The sequence below is a fragment of the Ancylothrix sp. D3o genome (assembly GCF_025370775.1).
In the GTDB taxonomy this organism is placed as follows: domain Bacteria; phylum Cyanobacteriota; class Cyanobacteriia; order Cyanobacteriales; family Oscillatoriaceae; genus Ancylothrix.
Genome location: NZ_JAMXEX010000001.1, coordinates 225,540 through 244,421, shown reverse-complemented (window position 1 = coordinate 244,421; position 18,882 = coordinate 225,540). Strand labels below are relative to the sequence as shown.

The following is an 18,882-nucleotide window of genomic DNA, read 5'->3' as shown; positions in this document are numbered from 1 at the left end:
AGGTTTGAGGATATTTTTCTTTGCGGAGAAAAACGTTGTTTTAATTACACAAAGCGATGGGTAAATTCATAGGTGAAATCAACGCGACCTTTTCGTAAAACGGCAGGATCGAGTCTTTCTGTGGTGTTACAAGTCATTAAAATGACAAACTTTTGTTGAGATTGAATGCCTTTTTCATCAATGACACTTTGATAAAGCGTTCCATCCAACAAGCTTAAAATATGCTCAGTTTTGGTATTGCCCATAGCGGCGGTACTACCACGATCTTGAGCTAAGTTATCGGCTTCGTTGATAATGATGCAAATTCGCTCTAAATAAGTGGGAGGAACGAAGTTTTCAACAGCATCGTGATCGAGGATGAAAATCACAAATCCCAGAGGAACTAAAATTTCTTTGGCGACAGCTTGAGTCCAGACAGTTTTGCCGGTGCCGGGGTCTCCATAGACAAGTACAGCTAATTGGTTTTGGTCAAGAATTGCCTGCTGGATACTATCGCTAAAGCTTTGAATATCTGCGGGAAATGAGCGCAGGGGATATTGGCTGTTAATTTGTCCAACTCGGCTTTTATAACCGCTGAGAATTACTGCCAGATTATAGGTAGATTTGTTGATCAAAGGGGCTAAGTTTTTGCCAATTAGTGTGTATTGCCGGCGTCCGCGATCATAGCGATCAATTTGCAGCCAAACTTGATCTTTTGACCAATAAGCAAATATGGTGCCGATGGTTTCTAAACGTTCCCAATTTACAAATCGCTCGACGGGATAGTAGAAATATCGCTCCAAATAATATTGAGTGATGATGGTGGGTTTCCCCAAAATTTCCAAAATTTTTAAAACCGTAATTTCTTGGAGTTTGTTGAGGACGTAATCAATGGGAATATTGTTGCGGCTAACAATTTGTACCACCGGGGTTTCTACGCTTAAAACGTCTTTATACCGATAGTCTGGGGATGCCGGTTCGGGGGTGATATAGTTCCAGAATTCATCTAAGTGGTAGCGGGTGTTTTCAGAAAAAACGTTTAAAATATTCGCCCACCAAGCGTATTGGTGTCGCCCTAAAGCATCGGCTATATCGCTAAACATATCCATTGTTTTTTGGGAAAGTTCCCAGGTGTCATTTACCATCAGATGTGATAAATACTCCCAGTCTAACTGTCGGGTTAAAGGCCGCCAACCGGCCCCCAGCAATCCTTTACTTTGCGGGTTGTTTTGCAGGTTTTTGTCGTCGTTTCCAAAAAATCCCTGGGTCATAGTTTCCTTTTTTTACGGTTATTTTAGCAAAAAAATAAGAACTTTAAACAAACAGCTTTTCCTGGTTATTCAGATAAGTTGCAAATACTCTGGGGGGACGCTTTCGACTAACCAAACTCCATTATCTGAACAGTAAAAAGGATATCCGGCTTTGTACATAGTTTGAGCATCAACTGCTAAAATAACCGGTTTACCGTGACGTTTTCCTACTTTTTTTGCAGTTTCCATATCGGCGGATAAATGAACGTGATGCCGAGACATTTTGGATAAACCTTTATGCAAAATTGACTCAACGGTTTTCTGTCCTGTACCGTGATAAAGGATATCCGGTGGGAGGGCTTCTTTTAATTGTAGATCGACTTTTATGCTGTGTCCTTGGTTGGCGCGGATCAGCTTGTCGGTAAAATCAAAGGAATAGCGTTTTTTATCATCTTTATCAACAACTTGTTTTAACTCTTCTAAGGAAATTGGAAACTGATCTTTTTTGGCGGACTCTAACAAGTCTAACACCGGCACCCACCCCCCTTCATCAAGTTTAAGGCCGAGTTTTTCTGGCGCGTGTCGCAGATGGTAACTCAAGTATTTACTTATTTTAACGAGGCGAGACTCGCTGAGCATTTTGTTTTCTTGTCAATAAAATTAACCTAGCATCCCAGATTAAAAAAATTGGAGCATTCCCCAGTTACCAGTCCCTAATCACCAGTCCTTTGTCTGGGTTTTTGTATTATAGCATAATACAGTTGCCATCAGTCTAACCGAGCGAACCAAAACATTATCCATTTTGCCGGCCCCAAAAATCCCTAAATTTTTCTATCTTCACAAAATAAATACAAAAAGATGTTTGATCGCTCGTTTTTTGCTCTAAAAACTTAGAGAAAAAAATCCCGCCGGTTCCTTAGTGCGGTAACCGCTATAAAACACAATAAATCCCATCAAGACGCAACGTAAGTCTGAGTTGTTCCACAGCAGACAATTTTTCGCAAACACTTCATTAAAGATTAACAATTTACCCATTGACACCTCTATCTAAAGGCAGATACAATTGACAGCACTATCTTTTTAGGGAACCTTTTTTACAATTTGGTGAATTCTCATTTCAACTAAGAACACAAAATGTTTAAGAAATCTTTGCAGACAATCTTAAGGCAGTATTTTAGCCTTACCCGTTGTGTCTTTTTGCTTGCCAAATACTTAAGCACAACAAAACAATAGCGTGGCTACTTTTACCTTGGTTGATAAAACTTCCCGCCCCTTGAAAGCGTTCTATGCAGCGCCTCCTCAAGTAGATAACTGGGAAGAAGATATTTTAGAGGGGAAACCTCTTATGCCGGGTGAATCAGTAAAAGTAACTATTGATGATGGCCGGCCAGATTGTAAGTATGATTTTAAAGGCACTTTGGGGCCCGCTCCCGATGGTTCTGTTGGACGCGGCGAACTGATTCAATCAGCCGTCGAAGTCTGCGATGGCGGAAGCTACGAATACACCGAGTAAAAGTAAAAAATCCCGCTTTTCTATTTAGTAAAGTTGGCATAAAACATGATGCCAATTTTCTAGTAGGGGAAAGTGAGATGTCAGCAAAAGAAAAAAATATCCATCCTGACTTGACAAAACAAACAAGTGTGTTTTAATTGAATTAAATCCCCAAATTTGGAACTTTCAGAGGAATTGAAATATGTTGAAAAAGTCATGGCGTAGTTTACTGGTTGCCGGCTTAATTGCCATCCCCGCAGTTGCCATTCCCGCACAAAGCGCCAAAACCCAAACCGACGATTTGGTTTTCAAACTTGTTAACAACACCTCCAAAACCATTGTAGATTTTCGTGTTGATCCTTCCAGCCAGCAAAATTGGGGGGAGAACATTTTAAGCGAACCCGTTCCACCCCGCGAAACCATCCCTGTGATCATTGCGGATGACCGCACAGATTGCACCTATGATATGTACACAAAATGGTCAGATGATACCGACAAGGTAGAGTTAAACGTCAATATGTGCGAGTTGGGCACATGGGAATATAAGGAATAAATTTTTTCTGCTAATTCACTAGAGATAGAAAAAACCCGGTTTCTTTCACAAAACCGGGTTTTTATCATTTGAAAAACCGGCACCACAAACCTACTTATCATCACGCAGCGGCAGCGCTGTCTCCATAATTTCCATCAACAAGTCAAGACGCGATGGACGAGACAAAAGCGGCACCAAATTAGGCAGCGAATAATAATCACCGGCAAACGTAAAAGTCTCCACCGGCACCTGCTTTTTCTTTAATTGAGTTTCCACCCAATTCGTAACAGAACCCACCCGAACAATCACCACATTAGGCATCACTGCCAAATCACGGCAATAACTCGTATAAGCATCAGCAAAATAAGGTGCAGCATTTTCCCCTTCATCCGTCACCAAAATGATTTGTTCAACCACCTGTTTCTTAACCCGCATCGCTTCCAAAGCGCAACCACAACTCGTACCACCCCCTGCTTTAATTAACTTAAAAGCCTTCTCCCAATCGCTCAATTCTTGACCATTTGCCTTCACCGGATAAGGCATCGTATCAAAAGCATAAACAACCAAATCTGCATCAGAAATACCCGAAATTAAAGCCGCCAAACGCTTGCCAAGTTCGATAGCATTTTCCATCGAGCCAGACTTATCAATTAACAAAGCGGTTGACTTTGCAATTTTGCCACGCTTTTTAACTTGCTCATTGGTGATATTTTCCAACTTCGCAGCCGTTTTTTCATCCAACAAAGCAACATCGCCGGCAACCCGCGCCTTAAAAGCAGAAACCCGGTCACTTTTAGCAGCTTCCTCAAGCTTTTGATCAATCAATGCCTTAACATCCGGGTGATCCATCGCACCGCGAACTTGCAAAGATTTCAGGTTATTAATAACCTCTTGAGGAGACATCGAATTAATCAACGCCACCAACACCGTTGGAGTAACTTGCTTAACCGCACCAACTGCCACCGTATAAGGCAAATTATGTTCAACAATTAAAGCAGCTTGTTGGGCCGGTGTTTCCGCTTTTGCTAATTGTTTTAAAACAAAAGCAAGGCTATTTTCCGGTGGATTTTTCTTAAACAAAACCGCATCTGCACGACTTGATGGCTTAATGTGCAACGTGGCGTAAAGATGCTTCATCGCCTTACGTCCCCGCATCGCAGCACGGTCAAAAAATTGCGGATTTTTTTCACGAGCACGCAGATAACGAGTAACAGCAGTACGCGCAGATCGTGGCATTTTATTTTGTTCTTTCTTCATAAAATCCACAATTCTCGCCACTTCATAAGGTGGGAATTCTTGCAGCATCATAAAACCGGCATCACGGTGTTCTACTACCGCAGATGTTAACAAGTTGCCCACAAAAACTTCCTTATGATCACGCACATCACCGTTGCGCTGATACCACACCGCTAAATGTCCATAAAAAAGCGGGTCAAGTTCGACAATTAACTTGTGTATTTCTGCTACTTTTTCCAGTTGCCGGTGAGGAGTTGTCAGCAAACTGTTGAGCATTTCTAAACGCAAATCGCGTTCATCCTTATTCATCACCTTTACCTCCTTTTGTAGTAGCGTAGTCAGGAGATAGTTATCGCGTTGCCGGTGTTTACAAAATCACCGCACAAGTCAAAAAAGCTTTTCTATTACCGGGAAAGGGTATGTAAGCTTTTTAGGTTAGGGCGCGGCGATAACTATCATTTTATGCAAAGTTTTTCAAATCAGGTTCCATCCACTTTATGCGAGCTTCCCAAGATAACAATCGTTCCCGACTGTAATATTTGAAAGGCAAATAAACCTCTCCCAAGTTTTCAATTAAACTCCTCGCTGTTTGTTCAAAATAACGAGCTTGATCAGTTTTTAAAAGATAACAACTCACCATTTTTATCCAGAACAGCGTTAAGGTTTCGTGATAGCCATTATCCTTTGTTGTTTTGATGCCACAAAGGCGGTTATATCTTTGAATTCCATAACGAATGCGGTTGATTGCTTGCGTTTCTGGATAATTCTGCAAATACCACAAAGCAACAATTAAATGCGCCTCATGGTTCCACTCACTTCTCGGCAAAGTTGCAGATTGAAAAGCCGTTAGTAATTTATCTATTTCTCCGGTTGTCCAAACTTTTGCCGATTTCGTTATCGAAGTTTCCTGAATTCGCTGCACCATTTCCCCTTTCTCTTGGTCGGTTAAGCGTTTAATTTTTTCTAAAATTCCTGTATTATTTGCCATAACTTTACCCTCCACAAACCTATTTTTTAAATTAAAAATTAACCACCCCGCGCAAGTCAGCAAAGCCTTGTTTACAAACGTGGGAATTAAACCCACAATCTCTTGCGAGACTTGATCTTGAGTCAAGCGCCTGTAATTCGGCTAGTATGTATGTAAGCTTTGCCGGTTAGGACGCGGAGTGGTAATTTTCGGCTGAAAAAAGGAGCAAGAAAGTTGTAAATTTCTTGAAATGGTTTTTGCAACAGGTAACAGAAATAAAATCACTTCACGCAAGTTAACAAAGCCGTTGTTTCATACGCAGGAATTGAACCCACATATACTTGAACCTAAATCAAGCGCCTTTTCCATTTGGCTAGTATGTAAGCTTTGTTAGTTAGGGCGCGAAGTGATTATTCGCCTAGTCCCGTTAGGGACTTTGTTCGTGTAGATGCCGGTTTTAACCGCCGACTAACTCCGACATAATGAACTGGATTTCTTTCTTACTACACTGGCGTTTGTGTGCTGCATAAACAGACCGGCCATAGCAACAATTTGCCTGATAGATAGTGATATTTTCCTTCATCACAACATCTCGCAACACCACCGGCCTAGGAAAATCTGCCAGCGTCACCACATACCACCGATCATCAATTAAGCGATATTGGCAGTAATCATTAATTTTCACAACCCCAAGACTCAACTTTTGCTCATCAAGAGATTGCAAAAACTTCAACTCATCCTGCCGGCACAATTGTTTTTTAACCGCATAAACAGCCTTGCGGTAAAAACACCAACACTCACGGCGAGAAATTTGTTTTTCCAAAATCACATCCCTTGCAATCAGAACCGGCGGAAAATCCTTAAACTCCACCTCATACCAAAAATCATTAATCTTTTGATATTCGTGGTAAGCATCAATAACAATTTTCTCGTTTCTGATTGCTGTTTTGGGCTGCCATATCGAGGGAGTTGACTCAAAAAAACAAAGAATGCCGGTTTCAGGGTGGATATAAAAACGATCTCTCCGGCCACCAAATCCGCCTCCAAAGCGCCGGCTTCCAGCTTTCAAATAAACCTCCCCGTCAATAATCTCCACATCCTTATAGACAAAATCCCAAACATGAGACAGAACGTGCAAGCCGGTTACAGTATTAAAATCAAGTCTCCGCCGCAATTCACTATACACCTCATCCCAAGGTTTCCCCACCTTAGAACGTAAAAGCCGGCGTAACGGGCCCAAATGATCCGACAGATATTTTGTCCGAGTTCTTGTCTTAATCAAATACGGACTCAACAAACCATCTTCGGTGGCAATTTTTGTTAGTTTGTACAGAGACTTTTGAAAACCTTTAACCTTTGTTGAACTCAACCTCATACCATTGCGAGGCCGTTCAATCACAATTTCATTTAAGCGGTGTTCGCTCATTCTTTCTTTTGACTGGCTTTTATGGGTTAACAAAATCCAGTTGCCGGCACCGCCAAACCTCTCATCTTTCACCCAAATAAAAGTCACTTCGCGCAAGTTAAAAAAGCCATGATCACATATACAGGATTTGTTCGCGTAGCGTGCGCGTAAGCGCATACCTGTGACAAATCGATTAAGAGTCGAGTGCTCTACCACTGAGCTAGTATGTAAGCTTTTTCAGTTAGGGCGCGAAGTGAAAATTTTGGGATTTTAAACTTTAAACGCAGAGGCAAAAACAGGAATTTAAAATTGTTTACTATCAGCATGAAAAGTCCCCCCGCGCAAGTCAAGAAAGCTATGGTGTTATACACAGGGGTCGAACCTGTAACCTTTACCTTAAGAGGGTAATGCTCTACCAGTGAGCTAGTATGTAAGCTTTCTAAATTAGGGCGCGAAAGGCAATTTTTCAAACCAAGAAAACCTTTTTACGTCAATGGCTATAGAAGCCGGCGTACAAGTCAAAGCAGCGTTATTTTGCCACCTCTCCAAACAACGGAGAGGGTGGGATTTGAACCCACAAAGAACTTTCGTTCCAATTACCAAAAGCGTTTGTAAGCTGCTTTTATTAGGGTACGCCGGCCTCAAAAATCCTCGCCAGATTTAGCCATAAACCGCTTCAGGACGAATAATTAAATCCCCACCGGGGCGCCGGTCAACCACATAAGACTCAAAGCGATTGTGATTAACATCAAAATGTTGCGCCAGACGTTCTTTAATCGCCGTGTCACTCATCGAAGCATTAACGCCAAGCTGCGTTTCTGCCACATCATAAGAACGCCCGTCAAAGCGAATATGAACCATGCTGACACCTCCTCTTAAATTTTCAAAAATTCTTACAACAAAAACCTTCGTTCCAAACGATACACCTTTCCGACTTTTTGGATTTCCTCACCCAAATTTCCTGAGTAGAGGCCGGTAGAACCACTCGGATCTAAATCCACATCGGAACTCTTAAAACCAGGCTGTTTTGGCCGGTCATTTAAACCAAACAGCCTCACAAAAAGTAACAACATCATCTGAAAGTCCCCCAACGGGACTTATAAATTGACGTGCCTTAAAATTGCCCAATTCTTATTAAATTTTCAAGGTTCAGCCGGCCCACATCCGCAGAGTTTTTCGCCCTTGCCTTTGTTTGCCACATTTACATACTACACAGCATACTACAAAATTGTCAAGAGGTTGGAAAAATTTTTTTTTGCAAGCTTATAACCCTTGTCCTGCAAAGCTTATAACCAATACAGCCCTCCACATTACAAGCCACTACACCAAAAAAATTACCCCCCTTCCTTGTCAGGGAAGAGGGGCTAGGGGAATTAAGATTATTGGAGAAATTACCAAACAAAATCCTTTCTTTCCCGCACAACCCGCTCATAAACCTCCTCAGTAGCGACAGCCAACTCACCCCACTTAAACCGCTCCAAATCCCTATAAGCATTTTCAACCAACCACTTAGCATAACTTGGATTTTTCAAAACCTGTAAAATTCCCCAAGCCAAAGAATTATAATCTCCCGCCCAAGTCACAACCCCCGTTTTAGTATGCTGAACCACCTCTGGTAAACCCCCAGCATCCGAAACCACCACAGGAACCCGCGCCGCAAAACTTTCCAAAGCAACAATTCCAAACGGCTCATAAAGACTTGGAAAAACCGCACAATCAGCAATCGCCTGAAACTTATTTAAATCATCCTCCGGCATAAAACCCGTAAAATAACACTTATGCCAAATTCCCAAATCCCAAGCCATTTTTTTCAAATGATCAGTATTTCCCCCACCAATAATCACAAACTTAACATCACCCCCCATTTCCCATAAAACCTTCGGCGCAGCACTTAACAAAACCGCCACCCCTTTCTCATAACTCATCCGCCCCACATAATAAACAATTTTCTCCTCATCAGTTGCAAAACGGCGGCGAAAACTCCAAGCATCAAACTCATCCCAGCGAGGCTTCTTTTCCCGGCGAATTCCATTATAAATAACATCCACCTTATCCCAAGGACTATTTAAAGCCCAAGCCACCTCACGACGCATATAACCACTACAAACAATCACCCGCCAAGCGTGATAAACTAAATCCTTTTCCTTATTACTAACATACCGATGTTCATCATTGTAAATCCCATTATATCTGCCATGTTCCGTCGCATGAATTGTCGCCACCAAAGGCACTCTAAAAAGATACTTCAAAGCAATCGAAGCATCACTAACCAACCAATCATGTGCATGAATAATATCAAAAGGCCCCTCCTCCAACATCAACTTACCAGCATGATCTCCCATACTGATATTCATCTTGCCAACCCACTCAAAAAAATTCGAGCTATCCCCAACCGGCACCCGATGAACACGAATTCCCTCCACCACCTCATACATCGGAGCATTGCCAAACTCAACCGTAATTAAATCAATCTCGTGACCTAACTTAATTAATTCAGGATACAACTCCGCCACATGACGGCTAATTCCTCCCACAATTCGCGGCGGAAATTCCCAACTTAAAGCAAGAATCTTCATCGTCTTTAATCTCAACCATTTATACAACTTTAGATAGATTGATTAATTTTGATTTCCATCCTCTCTCCAGCATGACACAAAAAAGCCAAGCCGAAGGAAATGCCTTGAGAGAGGAACAGAAACAACAAAACACACCCCAATCCCTAAATCCCCCCGTCCGCAAAAAATTCTATTCAACGCAAAACCGGCTCAAGCTGCTTGCGAAAAGCCAACCACCCCCGCACAGCCTCCGGCTGAGAAGCCACCCCCCGACGCATAAAAATTACCCCATCTTTAAAACCAACAATTCCGTACTCCCCATTACCAGTCACCTGATCAATAACCGGCACAATATTTCTAATGCGTTCCCGGTCATTTTTAAAAGCCACCTGATACTGTTGCAAATTCCACAAATCAGCCAAAACATAATCCATCCGAATCACCTCCCGTTTATCATTTCGTAAACTCAAAGACGGAAAACGCAAAATCTCCCGCCGGCCCGACAAATGCGGAATAATAAAAGTCGTCGCCGCCACACTCGCATCACTAGGAATTTGGCTCATAAAAGAGCGAATAGTTCCCACCTGCTGCCACTGACGGGGAAGCGAAACATAAACCCAAGGCTGAAAAGAATCAGGAATCGCAAAATAAAAAACTCGATTTGGACTAGACACCAAACTAAAAAACAAAGACACACAAAGGCAAGCAGTCCAAAACTTTTGAAACGAACGTTTTTTAAACACATCCTGATGTTGCGACCACCACAAAATCGCACCATAAAACAACCCCGGAATCACACTCATCGCATAGCGAATATTAATTGAAAGCGAAGACTCCCCCTGACTCAAAAACAACTTCAACAAAGGAAAACCAGCAATCATCCAAGCCGGCCCAGAAACCGCCGGCACAAAAGCCAGAGGCAACCAATGACCCACCAAATATTTCACCGTCGGAAAAAACGGCGTCACCAACTCCACAACAAACCGAAACGGATTACTAACAATTCCCCACAAAATCTCTACCGTTGAAGCTTCTTCTCCCTCCGCATATTGCCCAAACCGTTCCATCATAAACCGGCGAGAAATATCCTCAGAAAACAACGGCATAATCAAATTTGTCAGCGCCACAATATAACCAAAACTCACCACACAAAGCGCCAAACCGGCCCTAGGAAAACGCCGAGAAAGCACCATATAAACGCCAACACCAAACAACGTAATTCCCGCATCTTCTCGCACCGCCAAAGTCAGCGGCACCATCAACCAAAACAACCACCACCAGCGTTTTTCCATCGCCAACAGCAACGTAAAAACAAAAAGCGGAATTTGACAAATATCGTGAAAATTACCCAAAGAAGGCCCAATTACCGCATTAGCCGCATAATAACTCACCGTAATTTTTGCAGCCATTGGCGGCTCAAGATGCTGTCTAGCCAGGGCATATAAAACCAACCCACCCGCAGTAACAATTGTTACCAAAAGCACCGATAAAGTAGCAGGATTGGGAAACAAAGCATAAATCGGCCACCACAGCAACAAAGCCGGTGTAAAATGTTGACCCAGCCGGTGATAATAAACCTCTGGAACTTCCCCAGCATGAACACTATTCGTAGACAAAGCCGAAGAAAGCGAACTTTGGAAAAAACGACCGTGATAATTATTCCAAAAAACTTGGTTAAAAATCCCCTGGTCATAGGACGAATAAAAACTAAAATGCCGGTGTAACGTAAAAATTAGACCAAGCACCAAAAACAAACTCGCCGTAATCACAACAACCCGCAAACTCGGATTTTTTTTCAAATGCAGCAACATCACTTACTCACTTTCACAAACTATGCCGACATTTTATCTGTTGTTTGTTGAGATTTAACTTCACTCCTGCTCAATAACCTAGCTTGAACCCAAACCAGTTAAACCCGAAGAAGTTTCGCATCACTAACCGCAACTCACATTCACAGACAATCTCCCACTCCACAGGTAAAGGTGTCCTCAAAAAATCCCCAACCGTTTTAAAAAGTTTCATCCAACTTTTAACCACAGCCGGTCAACCTGCAACAGCGCCAGATTATCAGGATTGTCAGACACCAATTAGATTGGTATCATTTTATGGGTCACAATGCCACCCAATCAATAAATCAATAAACCAATAAGTAAGTCAACTTAATTAAACTAACGGTGTAATGTAGGTTGGGTAGAGGAACGAAACCCAACACTATCGAGGCTTTGATGGGTAAGGCTTACGCTAAAACCATCCTACAAATAATTAAGTGCTTGTACTTAACTCCATTTCCACAACCGTCTAGGCTTGCCAATCAACAACCCTGTCCCCTCATACCCCAACCAACCCATCAAACAGCAAACGATCTGACCGTACCGTGCAGGCGTACCCTTCAAACTCCTAACCTCATAACTTATAAATAGTTAAAAAATATCTACCAAAAGGAGAGGAAATACAGTTATTGTGGTAGGAGGGTTTTTTGTTTCCTTAACCCCAGTACCTCTGAGCAACCACTAGCTCAATGGTCGCTTCGCCTTAAAGAAACCCACACAACCCCCTGATTCCTGCTCAAAAGTGATTGGATGTTAGCACCACCTGAGCAACCCACCAACTCCGAAGCCCCTTTACAGCTATTGCTTTTTGTCGATAAGCGTCCCATTTCCTGGCAGCACATTCGACAAATTCGCACCTACTTACAACAAGTTAAAACTCAATACCCCTTTGACCTTCAAGTAATCGATGTCGGCGAACAACCATACTTAGCCGAACATTTTAAACTCATTGCCACACCATCGCTGATCAAAATCCATCCCGAACCCAAACAAACCCTCGCCGGCAGCAACATAATTGCTCAGTTAGAAAACTGCTGGTCTCGCTGGCAGCGTTCCGCCGAAGAATACCTCGCTCAGCAACATCCCCCAACTGAAGCCCTACAACTCGACGACCTCCGCGATATGGGAGCCGGCTCCATCAGTTGCTCCGCAGAAATGATGCGGCTGTCTGACGAAATTTTTCGCCTCAAACAAGAAAACGAAGAACTCTCCGCACAACTACACTTTAAAGACCGGCTCATCGCCATGCTGGCCCACGACCTGCGCAACCCCTTAACCGCCGTCTCCATCGCCATCGAAACCCTCGAAACCCATTACAAACCCCACGAACCCCAACGCTTTAACCTCCCCCCAGCCTTAACCACCCAATTACTCAAACACGCTCGCACCCAAACCCGCACCATCGAGCGCATGATCGGCGATCTTTTAGAAGCCGACCGAGGGGCCACTGCCTGTTTCTCTTCTGTACCTCAACGCCTAGATTTAATCGCCCTTTGCTTAGATGTCATTCAGCAATTTAAAAACCGTTTGAATGCTAAATCTCAAACTCTCAAAACCGACCTCCCCTCCGATTTACCCCTTGTCTATGCCGACCCCGAACGAATCCACCAAGTAATGATGAATTTACTCGACAACGCCAATAAATACACGCCAGAAGGCGGCACAATTCAGGTTTCGGCCCTCCATCGCACCACCCAAAGAGTACAAGTCACCATTTGCGACACCGGCAAAGGCATTCCCGAAGAATCTCAAAAGCAAATTTTTGAAGACCGTTTCCGCCTCCAGCGCGATACAACCGAGGAAGGCTACGGCATTGGCCTCTCTTTATGTCAGCGAATTATCCGCGCTCATCACGGTCAAATATGGGTAGATTCTAGTCCCAGTTCTGGCAGTTGCTTTCACTTTACTTTGCCGGTTTATCAACGTTAATACTTCGCCTTCATCAATAACCTTGATTGTTCCACGCCGCACACTATACAGCAGGCGTGTAATAATCGCATGGTGCTCTTCACTCAAAAAATCGTTCAGCAGCGCTAACTTCAACCGATAACAATCCCTCCGTCTAATTTCCCCACTCATCAAAATTTCCGCAAACAATTCCTCTAAACTCAAGGGCTGTAAAAAATCACCCCATAATTCTTTTTGCAGATGCCCCTTCATTGGCCTATCTCCTTGATGATTATCTAAACTCGTTTGTTTCACTATTAAAGAAGCCTTATTAACTTGTAAGTGACCCAATTCTTATCTACTCTGTGATTATTTACGCCCCCCAGCCTGATCAAAATCATTGACAATTTAATTTTCTTCTTGTAATAAAATTTTATTTGGGCTTTCCTAACTGCGGCAACCAGAAAGCCTACATCCCTTACCTAATTTTATAATCAAGCTTCAAGAAATTAACCCCAACAATCATCTTTTTCCATCCCTCAGTCTTCTCTATTCCTTTAGATATAGTCCACCACCCGCACTCTCAGTTTTTCCTCTATCTTTCGATATATTCCGCCCATACTGCTCACTACTGTGCCTACATTCCGGCTTTTGGGGGCCAATCGTTTTCATCTGAATCACCATTTTTACCCTTAATTTTTATCGCCATTGCCAACCTCACACCAACTCGCCAATCTTCAAGGCATTTGTCAGCATCAAAATCTTACAATCACTCGCGCCCGCCTTTCCCTCATTGCCAACCCCATCAAACCTCCAAAAATCCCATCCTTCTATTTCTCGTATTTGATTTCTTCTCAGTTTTATAATTTAGATTCCTACTGTTTGCTTTCTTTTACTTTCCAGCCACCTTTTTAATCAAAATCGACTTTTCAGCCTAATGTCTGTTTCCTAAATAAAGCTTTTTTGATTTTATTAAGTATTTTTCCCGACCCATCTCTCTCAAGAGAACATAAAAATCATCATTTTTTCACCAAAACCTATGAAACTTTATATGTGATTAGCGCTAAATGGTTAATTTTCTCTCTTTCAAGTTGTTAGCTTTCAAAAAACTGCCTTCTTACTGCTATTTCGACCCAAAATATTGTTATTTTAAAAAACGCTTTATCCCAACAATTTTAACAAAGCAACTTTCCGCCTTCCTCGCTTTAACTCGCTTGGCTAGTGGTAAAATCTTTTAGCAGTGATTTTGTGTTTGCCCACCTTCCACGAAGAAGGCGTTAAAAACCGTATTTTTAAATAATCTTCAAGCAAAACTAAGGAAGAAATTGCCAAAAAACTCTAAAATAACCAGGCTATCAGCAGAAGACAAGGGCGAAAATACCTCTATAAGCTTTCACTAAAAAGCTATTGGGATCAAAGAAATCCAAAGTTTATCGCCAAAATATTGCACTGGCCAGAACAATCATTGTGCTGGAAAAAACCCCAAAAACGGCATCAAAAAATAATGTCAGACCTCACCCGCCTTATATCTATCTTACGAGGGATGAAAGAGATCAACTCGTCCCACTAAAAATACGATCAGATGTTCAAAAAAATTAATGTCTGATTTTCATTTGCACCAATTTTCCTCGGCCTCCGCAGCCGCAAGCAACGCTACACAATCGCCCTTAATTATTCCCGCGACCTTAACAATCACAGCCTCAACCGACACCGGACGCATCCACATATCAGGATGCTGTATGTCAGTCACCAGAGTAGCCGTAGCAATATCCCAAGTTTTAGATCAAACCGGCGGTAGCATTGTCCGCTGTGCTGCCGAAACCGACGGCTTGCACCGGCACCTTTCCATTGAAATGCAGCTACCCTTACTTTCGCTAGTAGAAAACCTTCGTAACGCCATCACAGGTGCCGGTGGAATCATCGAAAGACTCCAAATACACTATGGCATTCAAGAAGCCAACAGCCCAACCAACAGCCCCGACTACCGCTCACAAATTTACAAAAGCTGGCCTAACCCTCGCCCAAAAACTTGTCAAGAATGCAAATACTATCACGGCCAACGTTACGGAAACAGCTTGCTGATCTGCGCCATTCATCCCGATGGCCCCGACGGCGACGAATGCAGAGATCGAGAAATTACAATGAGCCAAACGTGATATTTCCGTAAATTTACTTAAGTATATCCGTACTTTTAAGAAGGTTAGACCCCTTATTAACCTCTTTATGCAGCAGCAATATCCTTTTTTTGTTCGGAAAGGCAAGCTTTTAGAAGCTTTCCGCTGCTTAGTAATTTTTGCACTAACGTTTGCAAATTTTAATTTAAAATTCAGGGGTTACGCGGTTTCAAAAACAGCCCTTAATATTTTATGATCCCAAAAGAATAATAAAAAAATATCAAATAGAGACGGGTGTATGTTAGCAGACTTAACCACAAAAACCAGACCCAGCTTTACCAGAGAAGAAATCTTAGAAAAATATGCTGATGGGGCCAGAGACTTCAGCCGAGCAAGCCTTTGCAAAGCAGATTTGAGCGGAGCAGACCTTAGAGGAGCCTATTTAAGTGGAGCCGGTTTAAGCAAAGCTGACCTCCGCAACGCCAACCTCACCGGCGCCGACCTCAGAGGAGCAAGTCTCAGCGGAGCCAACCTCAGCGGAGCCAACCTAACCAAAGCAAACCTCACCGGAGCGCATTTAAACTGGGCCGACTTGAGTGCAGCGAACCTGACCGATGCAAATCTTAGCAAAGCAGATGTTTCCGGCGCAAATTTCAGCCGTGCCAACCTGACCGGTGCAAAGCTCAATCAAAGTTACTTAATTGGGACAACTTTAAGCAAAGCCAAGCTTAACAACGCCAATCTCAGCAATGCCAGCCTCAGCAAATCTGACCTCTCCGGCGCCGACCTCAGTAACGCTAACCTGAGTGGAGCAAAACTCAAACAAGCAAACCTAACCGCAGCCAACTTAACCGAAGCCAACTTAACAGGAGCAACTCTCAAGCAAGCCAACCTCAACAATAGCCACCTGTTGCGAGCCAACTTAAGCGGAGCCGACTTGTGCGAAATCTCCTTCATTGGAGCCAATTTGAGCAAAGCCAACTTGAGCAACACTGATTTAAGCAAAACCTGTCTCAAAACCGCAAACCTCAGCGGCATCAACCTCAGCGGCGCAAACCTCAGTGGCGTAGACTTGAGTGGAAAACTGCTCACCGACTCCAACTTCAGCGGTGCAGATTTAAGTTTGGCAAACCTTAGCGGTGCTTATTTAATTCAAGCCAACCTCAGCAACGCCAAACTGATCGCCGCCAACCTCACCAATGCTCAATTAATCTCAGCAAACTTATACGGAGCCGACCTCAGTAATGCCAACCTTTCCAAAGCCAACACCATGAACGCAGACCGCCGAAATCTCATTCTTAAGGGTGCTATCTTACCGAACGGCAAAACTTACACTGGCTGACTCAAAAAATAAAGATTCCCGCCGGTCAAAAACTTTGCCGCTGTTTAATCTTCTGTAAAAAAAACCTCAATTTTTTAATTTCTTCCCAGGTTTCTTTATCACCCAGGCTCAAGGCGGCACCACAGGAACACCCTCTTGATCTGTGGTTTTTTTTGAGAAAAATCCATCCGTCCAACAAACTTATTCTCAGTGGTAGCGATAGCCGTAAACAACCCACTCTCAGAATTTTTTAAACTAAAAACTAGCAAAACTCCCCTCAACTGCCGTTCAGACTTTAATTTTTACACCGGCCAGTCAGAAAAAACCATGCAATGCCAACTGTGTGAAAGAGAAATCGAACAATTAACCGTTCATCACCTCATCCCCAAACAAAAAAAAGGCACACACGGCCCCACCATCGAAATTTGCTCAGCCTGTCACCGTCAAATTCACACGCTTTTTGACAACAAACGCCTCGCCACCGAACTCAACACCCTCGGAAAACTCCAATCCGAACCCCAATTACAAAAATTTATTGCCTGGGTTAAAAAACAAAAACCCGATAAGCGTGTCAAAGTCCACCGGCATAAAACCTAACTTGTCAAGCCGCCACAGTCAAAAGCCAAAAACTCAGCACCTCTTGTCAAACCCACTAAGCCTGTGCTATAATAGTTAAGCTTTGATAAAAATTCCTCAAAACGCCTAACAGCGTTGCTAAAGGGAATTTCAAAACAAATCAACAACAGCGTTGTTTTAACGTCAAAATGCCATAAAATAAAAAAAGGCACTTACGGGATGTAGCGCAGCTTGGTAGCGCACCGCATTTGGGATGCGGGGGCCGCAGGTTCGAATCCTGTCATCCCGATTTATTTGTAGCACAATCAGCCTGCTAACAATAAACAACAACTAAACACAATAAACAAAAGGCCGGTATTTAAACCAAAACCAGCCAAAGTTTTCTCTGGAACTGTCAGCTATTGCAGCAAGTCAGGTAGCATTGATTGATCAAACCAACGCTCTAGGAAGAGGTAATTTTGGCTTGTTTGTCGCCTATAAACCCAAAATGATTTATCGAGAGACGTCTCAAAAATCTGTCTTTGTTGAATTATCCTGTCATAACCCTCAAACTCAAGTTATTCTATGAACCAGGTTGCACAATCTCCGAGTCCAGGCGCTTGAGCGAGCCGTAATATTTCTGAAGCTACTCTTAAAGCAAAAAATCTCGGCACCGTGAAAAGCTAAACTAGCTTCTCAAACCTGACTCAGCATAAGAAATGCTCATCATTAGAGCAGCTACCAAACAAATGCTCAGCAACTCTCGTCAACGTTCTCAGCACTAATCTTTAGACGCTCTCTCTCATCTGTATCCCAAGCTCAATTGTAGGAGAAAATATGAAATCACTAATCCGCTGGAGTGCCGTATTGGGTTTAGTTAGCACTACCTTTTTTGCTTCTTCCCTCAGTCCAACAATGCGAGCGCTGGCACTTTCAGAGCAACAAATTATGGAAAAACTCCGCCCGGTGCCGGTGTTTACCATTACCGATGCTCAAGGCTCTCCCCTCATCGCTAATGTTCCCAACGAAGGCAAACAAACTTCGGTGGCTGGTGTATTCATTAGTATGCAAGATGCACAAGCCTTTATCGATCAGTTAAAAAGTAAAAATCCGCAGTTAGCTCAACAAGTTAAAGTCGTTCCGGTGTCTCTGGCGGAAGTGTACAAAATGGATCAAGATAACAAAGCTAAGCCAGAACAACTCTCCGTTGCTTACGTTCCTATGAAACAGCAAGTTGACTCAGCCTTAGCTTTGCTTCGCCAGCAAGGTCAACAAGTTAGCGAATTTAACGGCGTCCCCATGTTTATTGCCACCGGCGGAGCAGACAAAGGTTATTTAACCATCAAACAAGGTAACGAACAAATTATCCCGATTTTCTTTAATAAAGAAGATTTACAGGGGATGATTACCCGTTTTGGACAACAGCAACCTGATTTAGCTAATCAAGTCCAAATTAAAGTGGTGGATCTCCAAGGGATTATTGAAACTTTGCAAAAAAGCAATGACCCTCAACTCAATCAAATCATTTTAATTCCTCCCCGCGAGTCTGTTGAATTTGTCCGCTCTTTAATGCCGGCCCAGGGTCAAGCACCAGCCCAACTGCCTGCCGGTCAGCAAGCACCCCGCTAACCCTAAATCACTTTTGTCAATTGGCAATAGTCTTTTGTTCTTTGTCTTGATTTTTTCTAATCAGATGACCACAAAGATCCCCCCTGGCTTCAAAAAAAGGGGGGATTTTTACACAAATGACCATTGACAAT

16 protein-coding genes and 3 tRNA genes are annotated in these 18,882 nt (G+C 42.9%); 8 read left to right on the top strand and 11 right to left on the bottom strand.

Annotated elements, in window-relative coordinates:
- Positions 1-44 precede the first annotated feature (44 nt).
- Both NG798_RS01195 and NG798_RS01190 read right to left on the bottom strand, forming a co-directional pair.
- Positions 45-1,250, bottom strand: coding sequence for an ATP-binding protein (locus NG798_RS01195; protein WP_261219967.1), 1,206 nt, complete (start codon positions 1,248-1,250; stop codon positions 45-47).
- A gap of 69 nt (positions 1,251-1,319) precedes the next feature.
- A complete protein-coding gene (locus NG798_RS01190; protein WP_261219966.1) occupies positions 1,320-1,868 on the bottom strand; it encodes an RNA 2'-phosphotransferase in 549 nt (182 codons plus the stop codon).
- 595 nt (positions 1,869-2,463) lie between these two features.
- Between NG798_RS01190 and NG798_RS01185 the strand changes: the two genes are divergently transcribed.
- Together NG798_RS01185 and NG798_RS01180 are read left to right on the top strand one after the other, a co-directional pair.
- Complete coding sequence (locus NG798_RS01185; protein ID WP_261219965.1) at positions 2,464-2,742, top strand: hypothetical protein; 279 nt, start codon at positions 2,464-2,466, stop codon at positions 2,740-2,742.
- Positions 2,743-2,923: 181 nt separating this feature from the next.
- Entirely contained in the window at positions 2,924-3,274 is a 351-nt protein-coding gene (locus NG798_RS01180) for a hypothetical protein (RefSeq protein WP_261219964.1), read from the top strand.
- Between the two features lie 90 nt (positions 3,275-3,364).
- On the opposite strand, the gene NG798_RS01175 is transcribed toward NG798_RS01180, so the two are convergent.
- The 9 genes from NG798_RS01175 to NG798_RS01135 form a co-directional block, all read right to left on the bottom strand.
- Positions 3,365-4,798 carry a hypothetical protein gene (locus NG798_RS01175; RefSeq protein WP_261219963.1) on the bottom strand — a complete coding sequence of 478 codons (1,434 nt, stop codon included), beginning with the start codon at positions 4,796-4,798 and terminating at the stop codon, positions 3,365-3,367.
- A gap of 151 nt (positions 4,799-4,949) precedes the next feature.
- Positions 4,950-5,477, bottom strand: coding sequence for a hypothetical protein (locus NG798_RS01170; RefSeq protein ID WP_261219962.1), 528 nt, complete (start codon positions 5,475-5,477; stop codon positions 4,950-4,952).
- Between the two features lie 289 nt (positions 5,478-5,766).
- Positions 5,767-5,840 (bottom strand) — tRNA-Leu (locus tag NG798_RS01165).
- Positions 5,841-5,913: 73 nt separating this feature from the next.
- The gene (locus NG798_RS01160) at positions 5,914-6,969 is read right to left on the bottom strand and encodes a hypothetical protein (RefSeq protein WP_261219961.1); all 1,056 of its coding nucleotides are present in this window, start codon (positions 6,967-6,969) and stop codon (positions 5,914-5,916) included.
- 24 nt (positions 6,970-6,993) lie between these two features.
- Positions 6,994-7,092 (bottom strand) — tRNA-Lys (locus NG798_RS01155).
- A 429-nt stretch (positions 7,093-7,521) separates the two neighbouring features.
- Positions 7,522-7,722, bottom strand: a complete 201-nt coding sequence (locus NG798_RS01150; RefSeq protein ID WP_261219960.1) for a hypothetical protein — start codon at positions 7,720-7,722, stop codon at positions 7,522-7,524.
- Positions 7,723-7,754: 32 nt separating this feature from the next.
- Positions 7,755-7,937: a radical SAM protein gene (locus NG798_RS01145; RefSeq protein WP_261219959.1), complete on the bottom strand. Its 183-nt coding sequence runs from the start codon at positions 7,935-7,937 to the stop codon at positions 7,755-7,757.
- Between the two features lie 315 nt (positions 7,938-8,252).
- Positions 8,253-9,437: a glycosyltransferase family 4 protein gene (locus NG798_RS01140; protein WP_261219958.1), complete on the bottom strand. Its 1,185-nt coding sequence runs from the start codon at positions 9,435-9,437 to the stop codon at positions 8,253-8,255.
- Positions 9,438-9,610: 173 nt separating this feature from the next.
- Positions 9,611-11,227 (bottom strand): DUF2079 domain-containing protein, encoded by a 1,617-nt coding sequence (locus NG798_RS01135; RefSeq protein ID WP_261219957.1) that lies wholly within the window; start codon positions 11,225-11,227, stop codon positions 9,611-9,613.
- 768 nt (positions 11,228-11,995) lie between these two features.
- Between NG798_RS01135 and NG798_RS01130 the strand changes: the two genes are divergently transcribed.
- The 6 genes from NG798_RS01130 (at position 11,996) to NG798_RS01105 (ending at position 18,751) form a co-directional block, all read left to right on the top strand.
- Entirely contained in the window at positions 11,996-13,174 is a 1,179-nt protein-coding gene (locus NG798_RS01130) for a histidine kinase (protein ID WP_261219956.1), read from the top strand.
- Between the two features lie 1,556 nt (positions 13,175-14,730).
- Entirely contained in the window at positions 14,731-15,288 is a 558-nt protein-coding gene (locus tag NG798_RS01125) for a hypothetical protein (protein ID WP_261219955.1), read from the top strand.
- Positions 15,289-15,544: 256 nt separating this feature from the next.
- The gene (locus NG798_RS01120) at positions 15,545-16,588 is read left to right on the top strand and encodes a pentapeptide repeat-containing protein (protein ID WP_261219954.1); all 1,044 of its coding nucleotides are present in this window, start codon (positions 15,545-15,547) and stop codon (positions 16,586-16,588) included.
- Positions 16,589-16,894: 306 nt separating this feature from the next.
- Positions 16,895-17,164 (top strand): HNH endonuclease, encoded by a 270-nt coding sequence (locus NG798_RS01115; protein ID WP_261219953.1) that lies wholly within the window; start codon positions 16,895-16,897, stop codon positions 17,162-17,164.
- Between the two features lie 194 nt (positions 17,165-17,358).
- Positions 17,359-17,432: transfer RNA gene (locus tag NG798_RS01110), tRNA-Pro, on the top strand.
- A gap of 527 nt (positions 17,433-17,959) precedes the next feature.
- Entirely contained in the window at positions 17,960-18,751 is a 792-nt protein-coding gene (locus tag NG798_RS01105; protein WP_261219952.1) for a Tic22 family protein, read from the top strand.
- The last annotated feature ends 131 nt before the right edge of the window (positions 18,752-18,882 follow it).